The organism is Rhodococcus sp. A14 (assembly GCF_011603105.1).
GTDB lineage: Bacteria > Actinomycetota > Actinomycetes > Mycobacteriales > Mycobacteriaceae > Rhodococcus_F > Rhodococcus_F opacus.
On the sequence record NZ_JAAOQS010000084.1, the window covers coordinates 1 to 14,826 of the forward strand.

Genomic DNA, 14,826 nt, shown 5'->3' on the forward strand with positions numbered 1-14,826 from the left:
CCGGTCCCCGGTCCCCGGGGCCAGCATGCCGCCGGCCGAACCGCTCAGGGCACCTGCGGCAAACCCACGCCCACCGAACCGCCTGCCGTGGACGAACCCGCCGACCCGCAGCGACGCCGCACACGCGGCAACACCTCCGAAGCCCAGTTCGTTCCACCGGTGCAGATCTACCGCCGCTGCCCGCCGACACAGACAGCGAAGCACACATGCAGGTCGACTCCATCCGCGTCATACGCACAATCGCGGCGGCCTTCCCGAGATCACCACCATCGACGGATGACACCCCACCGACACCAGGCGTACCGCGGCCCGGACGAGCGACCTCGCCCAGGACCACCCCGACGAGCCCGCGGTCCACATCATGATTCCCGACTCCGCCATCCTCCGCCGCGCCGCGCCACCGGCGATCTCTGTGTCGAACGACGCGACGACCCGAACCGCTTGGACGGGACAACATCCGGCCGAGCCGGCCGCGACATCCTCGTCGAGAATTCACTGGTTTCGCTCGCGAGGAACCTGACACGAAGTCACGGGCGCGTGCTGCCAGCGACCTTTACCGGCGGCCGGGACGACATCGCGCTCAACACACCGCGGTTTCGTGCAGGCCGTATCCCGTCTTCTCCCCCGCGCCGATTGTCGGAATCGAGCCGATAGCCCTCGAGCAGGCACTGTTCCCTTAGCAGTCGCTTGTCGACCTGCCCCCGGGCCGACTTGCTAGTTCGGTAGAAGTCCCCATGTGAAGTTGCGTAGCTGCCTTTGGGCTGCTCGTCGTCGCGATCAGGATCTGGGAGGTCTTCGTGGGACGCCACGTTGCAGTCCGTCGCCATCTCGGGGTCAGCCCGTTCGGGGTCGATCTCGAAGGGCTCGAGCAGCGTTTTCCGGCTTACCGTCGATGCTGAGCGATCGCACATACCGATAGCGTGCCACCGAGTCTCTGGGCGGCAACGACACCTCCCCACAGCGGGCTTCCGACGGAGTTTTGCGATTGGGGACCTGGGACACGGGGTAGTCACGATATACGCCTCGCGCGCACCGACGCGCCATAGTTCCACATGCTCCCGACGCCCGGCGCAGTGCGTGGCGACGACACACAGCAAGTGGGTTCGATCATGAAAATCATCAAAACCAAAACAAAAGTTGAGGTCGCCGCAGCGGTCGGCGCCGGATACCTACTGGGGCGCACACACCAGTTGAAGATGGCAATGAAGATCGCCGGAGCGGGCGGGCGGTCCCCCCAGGGGCCTCAGGATCTGCTCGCACAGGGATCCGAGTTCCTCGCCGCGTCTCCGGAGATCGCGGAACTCAGCGACTCGGTTCGCGGCGAGCTACTCGACACGGCGGCCGCCACGGCCGAGGCCACCAGCGACCACGTCGATTCGTTCCGCGGCCGCCTCCGGTCGCGCGGCGCGCACGTCGTGTCCGGCGGCGGGCACCTGGTCGCCGGGGCGAAGAGGATCGGCCGTCGCGGGCACGCCCACCCGCGGGAGGCCGAGGACTCCACCGTCGACGAGGAACTGGACCACGGAAAAGACGAGGACGGGCAATCCGAGGCCCCGACGAGCGTCGAACCCGCCCCACCGGGGCGTCGGACGACCCGGGGACGCTCGAGCACGGGAACAACTCCGTCTCAGTCGGTCCGAGAGGAACAACAGCCGAAGCCGCGCAGACGGCGCAAACCACGGATCACGACGCCCAGCGACTCGGCGGATGAGTCCCGGGACGAATCCGCACCGGAAGCACGACAGGACACAGCCGCACGTAGGAAGGGAAGGGACTGCCCCGGCTCTGGTTGACACCTGACCCGTGAGGGATCCGCCCTCACGGTGAAAGGATGATCGACATGCCGAAGCCATATCCGGAAGAGTTCCGCCGCGACGTCGTCGCCGTGGCCCGCAAACGCGAAGCCCCGCTGGGGCAAATCGCGAAAGATTTCGGGATCTCCGAGACCTGCCTGAAGAACTGGCTGCGCAAGGCCGACATCCAGGACGGCACCCGACCCGGCCTCACACGGAACGAATCCGACGAACTCCGCGAGGCCCGCAAACGTATCCGGCTGCTCGAACAGGAAGCGGAGGTGATGCGCCGGGCGGTGGCGTACCTATCGCGCGATGTCAACCTAAAATGGGGGCACCTTCCTGCACGGAGTGCTTGGGGGAATGTTCCCGCTGGTCCGTGAACTTGCCGCCGACGGTATCGCCGTCGCGGTGACCTGCCGGGTGCTGGGATTCTCCCGGCAAGCGTTCTACAAGTGGAACACCGATCCCGTGTCCCGACGGGATTGGGACGATGCCCATCTGATCAACGCCGCGCTCGATATCCACGCCGGCGATCCGGAATTCGGATACCGGTTCATCGCCGACGAGCTACCCGCCCACGGCATCGTCGCCGGCGAAAACCGCGTCCACCGGCTGCGTTCGCAGCAGCGGATCTTCTCGGTGTTCGCCAAGAAGCGCGGACTTCATCGCCGATCCGGGCCACCGGTCCATGACGACCTCGTCAGGCGGCAGTTCAGCGCCCAGCAGCCCGACCGGGTGTGGTTGACCGACATTCCCCCGAGCACTCCGTGCAGGGAGGTGCCCCCACCGAGCACTGGACCGATGAGGGCAAGCTCTACCTCTGCGCGATCAAGGACTGCTTCTCCACCGAAGATCGTCGGCTATTCGATCGCCGACCGGATGACCGCGGACCTGGCGTGTTCGGCGCTGCGAAACGCTATCGCGCTCCGCAACCCGCAACCCGCACGGCACCGTCGTACATTCCGATCGCGGCAGCCAATTCCGTTCCGGAATGTTCGTAGAATTGTTGGCCTGCAATGGTTTACAAGGTTCCATGGGGAAGGTTGGGGCATGTGGTGACAATGCCGCGATGGAATCGTTCTTCGCGTTGCTGCAACGCAATGTCCTCGACCGTCGCCGCTGGAGCAGCCGTGAGGAACTACGGTTGGCGATCGTCGGGTGGATCGAGACGACCTACCACCGGCGGCGCCGGCAACGCGGTCTCGGTCGACTGACACCCGTCGAATATGAGACGCTCCATCAGACCGCACACGCGGCCTGAAACTGCACACCCCGAGTGTCAACCAGGGTGGGGGCAGTCCCGAACGGTCAAGGCGCACAAGCGTCCGACGGACGTACGAGACGAGGAGAAACCGCACAACTCGACCACGGGCGAGGACGAAGACCATCCACAGCCGTCCAGGGGCTGGGCACCTCTGCGGCGGATCACGCCCACCCGCTCGACGATTCGTAAGCAGTCGCCGCCGACCGCAACCACGCCGAAAGGTGATCGGTAGCGGAAACGGGTTTGGCGTAGCTGCGGAAATCAACCTCATAGGGCGGCCCGTCAATGAGGGCAATGCCCTCGTGCATCGAGTCACCCGGGGTGACCCGGATCGCATCGGGGTTCAGAACGGAACCGGTCCGCCGGTTGACGGAGAGGTTCAGTTCACCGGTTCCGGGGCCGCGCGGTCGGGCTGTCGGGCTGGGGCAGTGTGGCCGTCAGACCGGCGAGGAGGATGTCGACGCCGCGTTCGAGTTCGGCGGCCCCGTCGTACGACGCCAGTACGGGCGCGAGGCCCCGCAGGAGGGGGAAGTCGCCGATCGGTAGGCGGTGCAGTCCGAGACGGAGGAGGTCGTCGGATTCGTCGGGTCGTTCGACGAGCTCGTGCAGTTCGTTGAGGACGTGACCGTAGAGGAAGCCGAACAACGCCCGATAGACGTGCAGGGCATCGGCGCCAGTGAAGCCGGCCCGGGCGAGCAACGTGAGAATGTCCTCCAGGGGACGCAAGGTGCCCAGCGGCCGAAGCCCGAGTGGTGTCGACAACGGCCGAGTGACCAGGAGCGGCACCATCTGAGGATGGGCGAGGGCCAACCGGCGGAAGCCCCGCGCGACCTCCCGTAGCTGGGTGGCCCAGTCGCCGTCGCCGATGTCGACCTCGAGTTGCTCGAGGACGAGCTCGGCGAGCGCGTCGAGGAGCGCCGCCTTGCTCGGAACGTGACGGTACAGGGCCATCGGGTCGCGGCCCAACGCTTTGCCGAGGCGCCTCATCGACAGCCCGTCGATGCCACTGCGATCGACGATCTCGAGCGCACACGCGAGTACCCGCTGCCGGGTGATCGGATCACCGCCGGGGTCGCGCCCACGGCCGGGCCGGGTCGCGCGAGGAGCGGGCACATCGGCCATCACTACCCCCTTCCCTACGCCATTTCACTGTAGCGCTAAGCCGTAGCTCTACGCTGTTGACGCGAGGGTGAATGCGGCGTTGACTAGGTAATACACCGTGGGCCACTGGAGGCCGTCATGATCATCATCTTCGGACTCATCGTCCTTCTCGCCGCCGTGATCGTCGGACTCACCGGCGTGCTGAGCAACAGCGGCGACGGCCACGCCCTCACCGACGGGTTCGCCGTGTTCGGCTATCACGTCACCGGTTCCACCGGCACGCTCTTCCTCTACGGCATCGTTGTCGGCGCGGTCGGGCTCATCGGGCTCGGCCTGTTACTGGCCGGCGCCCGGCGCACCTCCCGGCGCGGCCGAATCGCCCGCCACGACCTGACCGAATCCCGCCGCGAAACAGCCGATGCGTACCAGGATCGGGACCGCCTCGCCGAACAGCGCAACATGGTCGCCGCGGACCCGGACACCGCCCACGCGTCACCGCACGGTGTCGATCGCGGTCGCCGGCCCGCCGGGGGACGCGACTGGCGGCACCCGTTCGGCCACCGAACAACTAGGGCCCCCACCACCCATGACGTCGCACGCTGACGACGCCCCGGCACCGGGCCCCACTGACATCGGCCGCCGCAGCCGCGCCGTCCGATCACCCAAGAGAGAAGAAGCACCGCCATGAGCATCGTGAAGAAGCTTCGGCACAAGGCCGAAACCGCCGAGGGCGCAACCAAGAAGACGGTCGGCAAGGCCCTCGGAAATGAACGCATGGAAGCCGAGGGGAGTGCAGAGCAGGCCAAGGGCAACGCCAAGCAAACCGGTGACAAGTTCAAGCAGAAGATCAGGCACCCCTTCAAACACTGACCCGCTCACACACCGTCCGATCCCCCAATCCCCCAGTCTCCATCCCGAAATCAGGTCGCCGCCATGATCATTCTCGGCATCATCCTCGCCATCATCGGCGCGGTGGCCGGCATCCCCGTCCTCTTGTACGTCGGTATCGCGCTCATCGTCATCGGCGTGGTCCTCGAGATCATGGGCATGACCGGCCACGCAGTTGCGGGCCGACGCCACTACTACTGACCCGGTCCGAAGCCGCACCGGACGTGCGCACCCCAGCGTTCCGGGACGGGGCTCGTCCGGAACCTGGAGGACGCCATAGCGATATCCGACATCAAGGAATACGTGCACCTCACCGACGCGGACGTCGAGGCGCTCAGCGACCAACTGACCAGCTACCCCCTGGAAGCCGATGGTGCGGCGGAGTACGCGGCCGTCCCGGATGCCGCGGCCCGGTTGGTGATCCACGGCAGCAGGACCACGGTTCCACCGTTCGCGCCTTCGTCACCCCAGTCGGTGCTCGGGCGCCGGGACGACCCGGTGACACTCGTATGCTTCCACGACGTCACCGAATTGCTGTGGAATGGTGTTCCCGCAACGGATTTTGGTTGACGTTCCAACATTTCCCTCGAACAGATCAGTGTTCGGGCAACGATCCGCTCAACCGAGCGCGACCGCCGATCGTCGATATTCGGCCTCTCGGTCATCCCAACGCCCGTGCTCCCCGGGGGTGCAGTGTTCCGGTGCCCAATCCGGTTCCCGGGGATCGCCTCCCGGGGGTAGTTTGAGTGTATGGCTGCACGAGCAAGAACGGGCGGCCGGACACCCTCGCACCGAGGCGGCACAGTCGGCCACGGCACGATTGCCGGCGGCGACAACCCCACCGCGACCACCGCAACCAAGCCGGCGGTCCGGACATCCACGACGACGAAAAGGTCCACGACGCCCATCACAACCGAGAACGGGCGGCTGCCGCGCAGGCGGCCGGCGGCGACGACATCGACTGCGGCCACCTCCCGGCGTAGTGGCCCACGGCGGGCGGAACCGACGCCACGACGAACGCGAACGGACGCCACCGGCGAATCATCCTCGGGCACACCCCGTCGGCGACGCCCCGACAGCGCCGCACCCTCCGGGCGTGCGCCGGTGCGGGCCACCACCGCGAAACCGGCGGCCCGCAAGCATCCCCGAGGTGCGGGGTCCCGCACGGCCGCGCACCCGCGGTCCACCGCCCCGCATCGCACACGCCGACCGGACTCGTCAGCGAAGGACACCAACCGCGGCGGGCCCGCCGACACCACCCCGGGCCTGGTGTCGCGGTCGGTCGAGGCCGCCATCGAATGGCTGAAAACCCACATTCACCAGCTCCTGGAGACGGCGCGAGACCGCGGCGCCATGCTGACGGAAAAGATCAAGCAGAAGATCCAGGAGTGGATCGAAACCCTCGTCGACGAGGTCGCGCACGGCGGGGTGGGCATGCAAGCCGGACTCGAAGGCGTTCGCGCCGCCCTGACGGGTAAGAATCCGGTGTGGGCCGCGATCAAAGGTCTGGTCACCGGATTGAGCACCAAGGCCAAGATCGCCCTGATTCTCCTCCTGGGCCTCGGACTCCTCCTCGGGCCGGTGCTGCTCGTGATCCTGCTACTGGCCCTGCTTGTCATGGCAATCGTCGCGGCGGTGCGAGCCGCCGCCGCAGACTGACCTGATCGGCGGGTGGGCAGGACCGATTTCGTGAGCGGGCGGCACACGACGCTCCACAGAAAAAATTCGTCGCGGCATTGCGCAACCAGTGAACACCAGCGATCTTCCGTTGCTCGACGAACCCTCACGGAACCACCGCACAGTGCTTAATGCCTTGCACAGCAATATCTTCGAGAGGTCCACCCGCGTGAGGCGTCTCGCTTCATCACGGTCGCTGCGGGAGAGGCCGGAAACATCGAATTTCTGCACAACCGAGAAACGGGTGTCCGTGAAGTCGGCCCGAACAGTGGTTGTGCTGGTGATTGAGCGTTGCCGGGTTGGGGTAGTCGACAATGCGCACCCCTACCATGCACACGGTCTTGCGGCACATCACCGAAAACGGTCCTGCGACACATCTCCGAGGTTGGCGAGAGGTGCATAGGTGACTACTCGGCAAAAAGGGGTTCAATAATGAACAACAAGACTCAGATGGCGGCCGCGATCGGTGCGGGCTATCTGCTAGGCCGCACCCGCCGGATGAAGCTGGCACTGATGCTCGCCGGGGCCGGGACGACCGGGCGCTTTCGCGGCGGGCCGCGGGAGCTGCTCACCCTCGGCACCAAGATGCTCGCGAATTCCCCGGAAGTCGCCAAACTCGGCGACACGGTCCGGGGAGAATTAGTCAGCGCGGCGAAGGCCGCAGCGGTCACCGCTGCCAGCCAACGCATCGACTCGCTGAGCAACCGGCTCCAATCGGGCGGCCAGGAGATCACGGGCACCGTCAGCGATCTCCCGGACAACGTCAGTGATGTCACCAAGGTGGGCAGATTCGGCCGCAAGAAGCGGACTCGTTCGCGGGACGACGACGAGCAGCCCAGTACCGACGAACAGCCGGAGGACGACTCCCCCGGCGCGGAAGACGCGGCCGACGACTACGAGGAGCAGGACGAAGACGAGGCAGCGGCCGACGAACAGCCGGCCCCACGTAAGCGGCCCACGCCGCGCCGCCGCGCGTCGAGCACCAGCAGCACCCGGCCCGCGAGCAGGTCGCGGACCACGAAGTCAGACGAAGACGACGATAACGAAGAGGCTCCGGCCCGCAAACGCAGGACACAGGCCAAGGCAACGACGGACTCCGCGCCCGTCCGACGGGCACGGAGGTGACGGCGATGACGAACGCCGCAAAGAAACTACAAGGGGCCGTACCGGGCGACGGGCACGGCGCGTCGAGCGTGCTGCAGGACTCGATACAGACGCTGCTCGGCACGGTCGCCGAGAAGGCACTGTCGTCGGTCTCGGAGAAGGTGTCGAACACCTCCGGTCGGCTCACCGACTACGCCGAGAGCGGCGGTGAAGGAGGGCTGCTCGCCGCACTCACCGGTTCCGAGAAAACGGATGACGATGAGTCGCCGGACAAGTCCGACACCGGCGGCGGCTGGTGGCAGGGCGCCAAGCAGATGGTCAAGGACAAAGCCTCCGACGTCAAGGACGCGGTCACCGGCGGGGGCGGTGGTGGTAGCGGAAAAGGCAAGAAGCTGAAATTGACCAATATCGTCGAAACGATCGACGTCGGAGTCCCGGTTCAGCTGGCCTACAACCAATGGACCCAATTCGCCGACTTCCCGTCGTTCATGAAGAAGGTCGAACGGGTCGAACAGGAATCGGACGAAAAGCTCGAATGGAAAGCGCAGATCTTCCTGTCGCACCGAACCTGGGAAGCGACGATCCTCGAGCAGGTTCCCGACGAGCGGATCGTGTGGCGCTCGAAGGGCGCCAAAGGTTTCATCGACGGGGCGGTGACGTTCCACGAGGTGACTCCCGATCTCACCCGCATCGTCCTCATCCTCGAGTATCACCCGAAGGGACTGTTCGAGAAGACGGGAAACCTCTGGCGTGCACAGGGACGACGAGCACGGCTGGAATTGAAGCACTTTGCACGCCACGTCATGACACAGACAATCCTCCATCCCGACGACCTCGAGGGCTGGCGCGGAGAAATCCGGGACGGCCAGGTAGTCGAGCCCGAACAGGACGAAACGGAACCGGAAGACGAGCAGGACGAAACGCAACCGGACGAGGGCGAAGAGGACGAGACCGAGGAGCCCGAGGAGCCCGCCGAAACAGACGAGGACGAATACGAGGAACCCGAGGAAGACGGGGCCGAGGATGAGGAGCCCGAGGCAGAGGAAGACGAGGCTGAAGAGGACGAGGGCGAGGAAGCGGTCGACGAGGAGGACGAGGAGGACGAGGAGCCCGAGGCACCCGCGCCGAAACGCCGCGGCCGCCCGCGCAAGACCGCGGCCACAAGTGAACCGCCGGCACCGGCACGCCGCGGCCGCCCACGCAAGACCGCGGCCGCGAGTGAACCGCCGGCACCGGCACGCCGTGGCCGCCCGCGCAAGACCGCGGCCACAAAGTCGGCCGGCGCGAAGCGCGGAGCCCGCCGGTGACCACCGGCGGGCCCAGCTCGAGCAGCCTCGCCGACGTCATCGACACCATCCTCGACAAGGGCCTGGTCATCGACGCCTACGTGCGCGTCTCGCTGGTCGGCATCGAACTGCTGACCATCGACGCCCGCATCGTCGTCGCCAGCGTCGACACCTACCTGCGGTTCGCGGAGGCGGTGAACCGGCTCGAGATCGGCAGCGAACCCAAGGGCCTGACCGATCTGGTGGGGTCCGTGACGGAAGGTGGTGCCAAGTCGAAGACCAAGGGCGCGCTCGAGGCCGCCGGCGAAAAACTCGGTGACCTCCTCGGCGGCGGACAAGAGGAGCCCGAGCGGGTGTCGCGTAAATCCAGCAGAGGGGACAGATGATGTCCACGTCCAACCAGGCCACCGATGCGCCCGAACAGCCGCGCACCACCGGCATCTACGTCTACGGCATCGTGCCCGCGGACGTGCGGACCGAAGACGACGCCGTCGGCGTCGACGACTCCCAGGTGAGCACCGTCAGACACGGTGACATCGCGGCGCTGGTGAGTGAAATATCGGTGGACCGGCCGCTCGGTAAACCCGCGGACCTCCAGGCCCACGCACACCTGCTGGACGGCGCCGCGCGGGTGGCACCGGTACTCCCCCTGCGGTTCGGGGCCGTGCTGACCGACACCGACGCGGTGAAGGACGAACTGCTCACCGCGCACGCCGACGAGTTCGCCGCCGCGATGGAGCAACTCGAGGGTAAGGCCCAATACGTGGTGAAGGGCCGCTACGTCGAACACGCCATCCTGTGGGAAGTGATCGGCGAGAACGAGCGGGCCAGCGCACTGCGCGACACGATCCGCGACCAGCCGGAGGCCACCACCCGCGACGCCCGGATGGCCCTCGGCGAGATCGTGGCCAACGCCATCGTCGCGAAGAGAGAGGAAGATACGGCCACGGTGGTCGAGGCACTCGACTCGCTGGCCGACGCGGTCAACGTCCGCGAACCCACCCACGAGGAGGATGCTGCGCAGGTGGCGGTCCTGGTCGAGGTCGCCCGGCAGGACGAGCTCGAGCAAGTGGTGGGCGCGTTGGCGCAGCGGTGGGATGGCCGGGTCGAGATGCGGCTGCTCGGCCCGCTCGCCGCCTACGACTTCGTGGTGTCCCCGACACCGGAGGGCTGAGGCGATGGGACTGTTGTCGTTCATCGTCACGCTGCCGCTCGCACCGGTGCGCGGGGTGATCTCGCTGGCCGAGTTGATTCAGCGACAGGTCGAGGAGGAACTCCACAATCCCGCCAGCGCCCGCCGCGCGCTCGCGAGGAGTTGGACGACGCCCGCGAGCGGGGTGAGATTTCCGCCGAGGAGGAAGAGCAGGCGCAGCAGGCGATCCTGGACCGAATGACCGGAACGGCTCAGCCCACCACTCCGGAGAGGGAGTGAAAAGGTCATGGCGCGGGAGCTGCCACCGCCCCTGCCGGCGCAGGACATCGCCGCGCTCGCGCTGCGGGTCATCACCGAGCTGACGGGCAAGAAACCGTTGGGTGCGACGTCGGTGATGCCGACCGACGACGGGTGGACCGTGGAAGTGGAAGTTGTCGAGGATCGGCGCATCCCGTCCACGACGGACATGCTCGCTCTGTATGAGGTGGTGTTGGATCTGGACGGACAGTTGTTGTCCTACCGCAGAACTCGCCGCTACAGCCGCGGCGCCGGCTACAGCGTGGGCGGTCAGTCATGACCCTCTCCGGCGGCAACTCCGGACGCCTCCCGCAGAGTCCCGCTGGGGGGCTGGGCGGCGGCGGACACCAGTCGACGAATCTCGGGGAAATCCTCGAGCGGGTACTCGACAAGGGTCTGGTGATCGCTGGGGACATCCAGGTCAACCTCCTCGACATCGAACTGCTGACGATCAAGGTGCGGCTGGTCATCGCCTCGCTGGAGACGGCGAGGGAGGTGGGGATCAACTGGTGGGAGAACGATCCCTGGCTGACCGGCAAGAGCAGCGACCTCGAGCTCGAGAATCGAAAGCTCGAGGAGCGCATTGCCGCACTCGAGTCCGACCGGTCGGTGCGTCCCCAGGTGGAGGCGGGTACGCCGATCGAGGTGGAGGGCAGGCGGCGAGGCGACAACGATGACCGCGAGTGACGGGGTGTGGCTGTATGGCATCACCTCCGAGAGCATCGACGATGCACAACTGGCCGGGGTGACCGGAGTGGCTGGCGAACCGGGTCCGAACCGTGAGCTCGGCGGGCCTGGCGGCGGTGGTGGGATCGGTGAGCTCGAGCGAGTTCGGGGAAGGCCCGCTCGCCTGGCCACCCTAGTACCTCGACGACGACCGGATTCGGGCTCTGCTCGACGAACGGCAGCAGGTGACCGATCCGGCCATCACCGGTAAACGCGAGTGGATGACCTTCAACGGCACCTACCTCGTGGCCGAGGAACATGCCGACGAATTCGCTTCGGGCGTCGCGGCACTCGACACCGACCATCAGAGTGGGACGCTGGAGATGACCGGACCGTGGCCCCCGTACGCCTTCGCGGGGATCGATCAGGCGAACCCGTGAGCGACATGGTTCCCGCGGTCCCCGCGGACGACACTCGCCGCATCGCCTTGGTCGACCTGCTCGACCGGGTGCTCGGTGGCGGGGTCGTCATCACCGACGAGATCACGCTGTCGCTGGCCGACGTGGAGATGGTGCGGATCTCGCTGCGCAACAAGCACGCCGCCGACCACACCGCTACCGTTGATGGTGTTGCCGCGCCCATCACGCGGTGGCCCGGTACCCCGCCGGAACCGAACCCCCCGGCGGGGTCAAGGAAGCCCCGCAACACACCAGCACACCCCGGCGTACCACTCCCCCAGCCGCCCGCGAGCACGCCGCCGTGACCGATCATGACTGGCAGGAAGCAATAGCCGCCCACGAGAATGCCCGGGCAGCACGGCTCAACGACCAGACCGTGCCCCGGCGATCCGAGACACTCCGAAAACCCGAGAAGTCTGCAAACCGATCCGCACGCGAACTGGTGACTGAACCAGCCCGTCACTACGAGCCGATAACCCTTGAGCAGCAACGCTACTCGCAGTTTCAGGCCTCGTTGACGGTGCCAGCGACGGAGCCTTCCCTACACCGCCACTGGCACCGAACGGTCACCATAACAGATAGTCGAACTTATGTTCGATCAGTGTGTCAGTGTGAAGGACTGTCGCTAGCTCCGTCGCACCGCGCGAACCCGGGCCGGAGCGCATATGCTTCCGGTCCCCCGCCGTCACACCACACACGGAGCGGAGCGCACCGTGACCATCACGATCTACAGCAGACCAGCCTGCATGCAATGCACCGCCACCTACCGTGCCTTGGACAACGAGGGGCTCGATTACACAATCGTCGACATCACGCGAGACGCCGACGCCCACGACTACGTGAGGGGTCTCGGCTACCGGCAGGCCCCCGTCGTCGTAGCCGGTGACGACCACTGGGCAGGTTTCCGGCCCGACCGCATCAAAGCGCTCGCCGCAGCCTGACAGGTGCGGGCCTCGGCGCCCTGAAACGACGGCAGCGCCCACGTGGAGGTCCTCAGCGGCCCGAGGAGTGCTCGGTCCCCGGCGCTCGATGTCGCGGGCGCACGTGCTCGAAGATCAGGATGGTCTCGGTCGAGGCGACCGCGGGATGCGCGCTGAGGTGGTCGAGGACGAAGCGCCTCAACTCCTCACTGCTCGCGGTGGCGACGTGGATGAGGTAGTCGTCGGCACCGGCGATGAAGTACACGTTCAGCACCTCGTCGACGGTGGCGAGTTGCTCGGCGAGCTGCCCGAGATGCTGTCTTGCGTTGGCTTGCACTCGAACTGCGATCATTGCCTGCAGGTCCCTGCCGAGGGTGGCGGGATCGATGTCGGCATGGAAGCCGCGGATCACTCCGCGGTCGATCAGGGACCGCACGCGGCCCAGGCAGGTCGAGGGGGCGATGCCCGCGAGGGCGGCGAGGGCGTTGTTCGGGGTACGTGCGTCCCGCGAGAGTTGATCGAGGAGTATCCGGTCGATGTCATCGATCGGCGCCCCCGCTCGAATATCGTTCGATACAGAGCCTTCCGAATACGGCTTGCTCGGAACATTCTTCTTCATCGGCTCAGTCTAAAGAATTTTGTTCCCTTGCCTTGGATTCGCTGCGCCGTTTGTTCACTATTGACGCCTATTGGTCGAATTTCTGGTCGCAAGCGAACACACCCCCCGTCTCCCCGACACCGAGATCGTCGCCCCTGGGCGTGATCGGAAAGGCTCACCATGAGCAACCACCAGTCACCGCCCGCGCGTCACCGCGTCGTCGTCATCGGATCTGGCTTCGGCGGGTTGTTCGCGACCAAAGCCCTCCGCCGGGCGGACGTGGACATCACGGTGATCGACCGCACCACCCACCACCTGTTCCAACCGCTCCTGTATCAGGTTGCCACCGGCATCCTCTCCGAAGGCGAGATCGCCCCGTCGACGCGGATGATCCTCAAGGACCAGGCCAACGCCGCCGTCCGACTCGGAGACGTCACCACCATCGACCTGACCGAACGTACGGTGACGTCCGAACATCTCGGACAGACCATGGTGACCGGGTACGACAGCCTCATCGTCTCCGCCGGCGCTCAGCAGTCCTATTTCGGCAACGACCACTTCGCCGAACACGCACCCGGCATGAAAACGATCGACGACGCCCTCGAACTCCGCGGCCGGATCCTCGGCGCGTTCGAGCAGGCAGAGGTCACCACCGACCCGCAGGAGCGGGCACGCCTGCTCACCTTCGTCGTGGTCGGCGCCGGTCCCACCGGCGTCGAGATGGCCGGCCAGATCGCCGAGCTCGCACACCGCACGCTCGTCGGGGCGTACTCCAACTTCGATCCGCGGGATGCACGGATCGTCCTGCTCGACGCAGCCTCGGCGGTACTGCCGCCGTTCGGAGACAACCTCGGTTCCGAGGCGGCGGAAACCCTCGAAAAGCTGGGTGTGGAGGTACGGCTGGGTGCGTCGGTGACCGACGTCGACGCCGGCGGACTGACCGTTCGCGATGCCGACGGCACCGAGCACCGCATCGAGTCCGTCTGCAAGGTCTGGTCCGCGGGAGTGGCAGCGAGTCCCCTCGGTCGCCGGCTCGCCGAACAGTCCGGTGCCGACATCGACCGTGCCGGTCGCGTCGCCGTCGACGAAGACCTCACCCTGCCGGGCAATCCGAACGTGTTCGTTGTCGGCGACATGATGTCGCGCGATCGTCTCCCCGGCGTCGCCCAGGTCGCGATCCAAGGGGGCCGCTACGCCGCGAAGCAGATCGCCGCCGAGGTCACCGCGGCAGCGAAGGGGCGCCCGGTACCGGAACGGACCCCTTTCCGGTACCGCGACAAAGGCTCGATGGCAACGATTTGCCGATTCAACGCGGTCGCCGAGATCGGCGGCCTCGAGGTGACCGGTTTCCTCGCGTGGATCATGTGGCTGGCCGTGCACGTCGTCTATGTCGTCGGCTTCCGCAGCCGCCTCGCCACCTTGCTCTCGTGGGCCTGGACCTTCCTCGGCACCTGGCGCGGTCAACTGACCAACACCCACCAGCAGATCACCGCCCGCAACGCGATCGCGCAGCTGCACTACCTCGAACGCCGCATCGAGGACACGGAAGCCGACGTCGCGCGAGCGAGCTGACGCACCACTGACTGAGGCCTTGCCTTCCCGAATCCCCTCAACCACG

The 14,826-nt window shown here is 66.5% G+C and carries 17 protein-coding genes and 4 pseudogenes; 18 read left to right on the forward strand and 3 right to left on the reverse strand.

What is annotated here, in order from left to right; all coding sequences use genetic code 11:
- Positions 1 to 204: hypothetical protein (locus tag G9373_RS45960; RefSeq protein ID WP_206032855.1), on the reverse strand; the 204-nt coding region annotated here is incomplete at its 3' end.
- A gap of 905 nt (positions 205 to 1,109) precedes the next feature.
- On the opposite strand from G9373_RS45960, the gene G9373_RS32405 reads away from it, so the two are divergent.
- Both G9373_RS32405 and G9373_RS32410 read left to right on the forward strand, forming a co-directional pair.
- Positions 1,110 to 1,793: a hypothetical protein gene (locus G9373_RS32405; protein ID WP_240960873.1), complete on the forward strand. Its 684-nt coding sequence runs from the start codon at positions 1,110 to 1,112 to the stop codon at positions 1,791 to 1,793.
- A 47-nt stretch (positions 1,794 to 1,840) separates the two neighbouring features.
- A pseudogene (locus G9373_RS32410) lies at positions 1,841 to 3,057 on the forward strand (IS3 family transposase).
- Positions 3,058 to 3,444: 387 nt separating this feature from the next.
- Here G9373_RS32410 and G9373_RS32415 read toward each other — a convergent pair.
- Complete coding sequence (locus G9373_RS32415) at positions 3,445 to 4,182, reverse strand: TetR/AcrR family transcriptional regulator C-terminal domain-containing protein (protein WP_206032856.1); 738 nt, start codon at positions 4,180 to 4,182, stop codon at positions 3,445 to 3,447.
- Between the two features lie 117 nt (positions 4,183 to 4,299).
- Between G9373_RS32415 and G9373_RS32420 the strand changes: the two genes are divergently transcribed.
- The 15 genes and pseudogenes from G9373_RS32420 (at position 4,300) to nrdH (ending at position 12,631) form a co-directional block, all read left to right on the forward strand.
- Complete coding sequence (locus tag G9373_RS32420) at positions 4,300 to 4,764, forward strand: hypothetical protein (protein WP_133986694.1); 465 nt, start codon at positions 4,300 to 4,302, stop codon at positions 4,762 to 4,764.
- Positions 4,765 to 4,845: 81 nt separating this feature from the next.
- A complete protein-coding gene (locus G9373_RS32425) occupies positions 4,846 to 5,031 on the forward strand; it encodes a CsbD family protein (RefSeq protein WP_005257863.1) in 186 nt (61 codons plus the stop codon).
- A 63-nt stretch (positions 5,032 to 5,094) separates the two neighbouring features.
- Positions 5,095 to 5,250 carry a DUF6131 family protein gene (locus tag G9373_RS32430; RefSeq protein WP_005257862.1) on the forward strand — a complete coding sequence of 52 codons (156 nt, stop codon included), beginning with the start codon at positions 5,095 to 5,097 and terminating at the stop codon, positions 5,248 to 5,250.
- Positions 5,251 to 5,523: 273 nt separating this feature from the next.
- A pseudogene (locus G9373_RS32435) lies at positions 5,524 to 5,619 on the forward strand (diguanylate cyclase); the annotation flags it as partial.
- A gap of 534 nt (positions 5,620 to 6,153) precedes the next feature.
- Positions 6,154 to 6,708 (forward strand): hypothetical protein, encoded by a 555-nt coding sequence (locus tag G9373_RS32440; RefSeq protein WP_346842878.1) that lies wholly within the window; start codon positions 6,154 to 6,156, stop codon positions 6,706 to 6,708.
- A 450-nt stretch (positions 6,709 to 7,158) separates the two neighbouring features.
- On the forward strand, positions 7,159 to 7,851 hold the full coding sequence (locus G9373_RS32445; protein ID WP_120659076.1) for a hypothetical protein: 693 nt from the start codon (positions 7,159 to 7,161) through the stop codon (positions 7,849 to 7,851).
- A 5-nt stretch (positions 7,852 to 7,856) separates the two neighbouring features.
- A complete protein-coding gene (locus G9373_RS32450) occupies positions 7,857 to 9,137 on the forward strand; it encodes an SRPBCC family protein (RefSeq protein ID WP_167118883.1) in 1,281 nt (426 codons plus the stop codon).
- Positions 9,134 to 9,502, forward strand: a complete 369-nt coding sequence (gvpJ, locus tag G9373_RS32455; protein WP_005255135.1) for a gas vesicle protein GvpJ — start codon at positions 9,134 to 9,136, stop codon at positions 9,500 to 9,502. The genes G9373_RS32450 and gvpJ (G9373_RS32455) overlap by 4 nt, the downstream gene beginning before the upstream one ends.
- A complete protein-coding gene (locus tag G9373_RS32460; protein WP_005255132.1) occupies positions 9,502 to 10,290 on the forward strand; it encodes a GvpL/GvpF family gas vesicle protein in 789 nt (262 codons plus the stop codon). Before gvpJ (G9373_RS32455) ends, G9373_RS32460 begins: the two co-directional genes overlap by 1 nt.
- 4 nt (positions 10,291 to 10,294) lie before the next feature.
- Positions 10,295 to 10,548 (forward strand): annotated as a pseudogene (locus tag G9373_RS32465) (gas vesicle protein GvpG).
- 7 nt (positions 10,549 to 10,555) lie between these two features.
- The gene (gvpO, locus tag G9373_RS32470; protein WP_120659077.1) at positions 10,556 to 10,846 is read left to right on the forward strand and encodes a gas vesicle protein GvpO; all 291 of its coding nucleotides are present in this window, start codon (positions 10,556 to 10,558) and stop codon (positions 10,844 to 10,846) included.
- Positions 10,843 to 11,253, forward strand: a complete 411-nt coding sequence (locus G9373_RS32475; RefSeq protein ID WP_005255126.1) for a gas vesicle protein — start codon at positions 10,843 to 10,845, stop codon at positions 11,251 to 11,253. Before gvpO ends, G9373_RS32475 begins: the two co-directional genes overlap by 4 nt.
- A 224-nt stretch (positions 11,254 to 11,477) precedes the next feature.
- Positions 11,478 to 11,672, forward strand: coding sequence for a GvpL/GvpF family gas vesicle protein (locus tag G9373_RS46925; protein ID WP_259465538.1), 195 nt, complete (start codon positions 11,478 to 11,480; stop codon positions 11,670 to 11,672).
- A 5-nt stretch (positions 11,673 to 11,677) separates the two neighbouring features.
- Positions 11,678 to 11,821: pseudogene (gene gvpJ / locus G9373_RS32485) on the forward strand (gas vesicle protein GvpJ); the annotation flags it as partial.
- A 582-nt stretch (positions 11,822 to 12,403) separates the two neighbouring features.
- The gene (gene nrdH, locus G9373_RS32490) at positions 12,404 to 12,631 is read left to right on the forward strand and encodes a glutaredoxin-like protein NrdH (protein ID WP_120661486.1); all 228 of its coding nucleotides are present in this window, start codon (positions 12,404 to 12,406) and stop codon (positions 12,629 to 12,631) included.
- Positions 12,632 to 12,683: 52 nt separating this feature from the next.
- On the opposite strand, the gene G9373_RS32495 is transcribed toward nrdH, so the two are convergent.
- A complete protein-coding gene (locus G9373_RS32495; protein ID WP_005255122.1) occupies positions 12,684 to 13,229 on the reverse strand; it encodes an Lrp/AsnC family transcriptional regulator in 546 nt (181 codons plus the stop codon).
- Positions 13,230 to 13,388: 159 nt separating this feature from the next.
- Here G9373_RS32495 and G9373_RS32500 point away from each other — a divergent pair, with 159 nt between their 5' ends.
- Positions 13,389 to 14,780, forward strand: coding sequence for an NAD(P)/FAD-dependent oxidoreductase (locus G9373_RS32500; protein ID WP_120661220.1), 1,392 nt, complete (start codon positions 13,389 to 13,391; stop codon positions 14,778 to 14,780).
- Positions 14,781 to 14,826: the final 46 nt, after the last annotated feature.

What these genes read in the sequence shown, in the direction of transcription:
- G9373_RS32405 (WP_240960873.1), top strand. Translation starts at nt 1,110, where the DNA reads ATGAAAATCATCAAAACCAAAACAAAAGTTGAGGTCGCCGCAGCGGTC.
- G9373_RS32415 (WP_206032856.1), bottom strand. Translation starts at nt 4,182, where the DNA reads ATGGCCGATGTGCCCGCTCCTCGCGCGACCCGGCCCGGCCGTGGGCGC.
- G9373_RS32420 (WP_133986694.1), top strand. Translation starts at nt 4,300, where the DNA reads ATGATCATCATCTTCGGACTCATCGTCCTTCTCGCCGCCGTGATCGTC.
- G9373_RS32425 (WP_005257863.1), top strand. Translation starts at nt 4,846, where the DNA reads ATGAGCATCGTGAAGAAGCTTCGGCACAAGGCCGAAACCGCCGAGGGC.
- G9373_RS32430 (WP_005257862.1), top strand. Translation starts at nt 5,095, where the DNA reads ATGATCATTCTCGGCATCATCCTCGCCATCATCGGCGCGGTGGCCGGC.
- G9373_RS32445 (WP_120659076.1), top strand. Translation starts at nt 7,159, where the DNA reads ATGAACAACAAGACTCAGATGGCGGCCGCGATCGGTGCGGGCTATCTG.
- G9373_RS32450 (WP_167118883.1), top strand. Translation starts at nt 7,857, where the DNA reads ATGACGAACGCCGCAAAGAAACTACAAGGGGCCGTACCGGGCGACGGG.
- G9373_RS32460 (WP_005255132.1), top strand. Translation starts at nt 9,502, where the DNA reads ATGTCCACGTCCAACCAGGCCACCGATGCGCCCGAACAGCCGCGCACC.
- gvpO (WP_120659077.1), top strand. Translation starts at nt 10,556, where the DNA reads ATGGCGCGGGAGCTGCCACCGCCCCTGCCGGCGCAGGACATCGCCGCG.
- G9373_RS32475 (WP_005255126.1), top strand. Translation starts at nt 10,843, where the DNA reads ATGACCCTCTCCGGCGGCAACTCCGGACGCCTCCCGCAGAGTCCCGCT.
- G9373_RS32495 (WP_005255122.1), bottom strand. Translation starts at nt 13,229, where the DNA reads ATGAAGAAGAATGTTCCGAGCAAGCCGTATTCGGAAGGCTCTGTATCG.
- G9373_RS32500 (WP_120661220.1), top strand. Translation starts at nt 13,389, where the DNA reads ATGAGCAACCACCAGTCACCGCCCGCGCGTCACCGCGTCGTCGTCATC.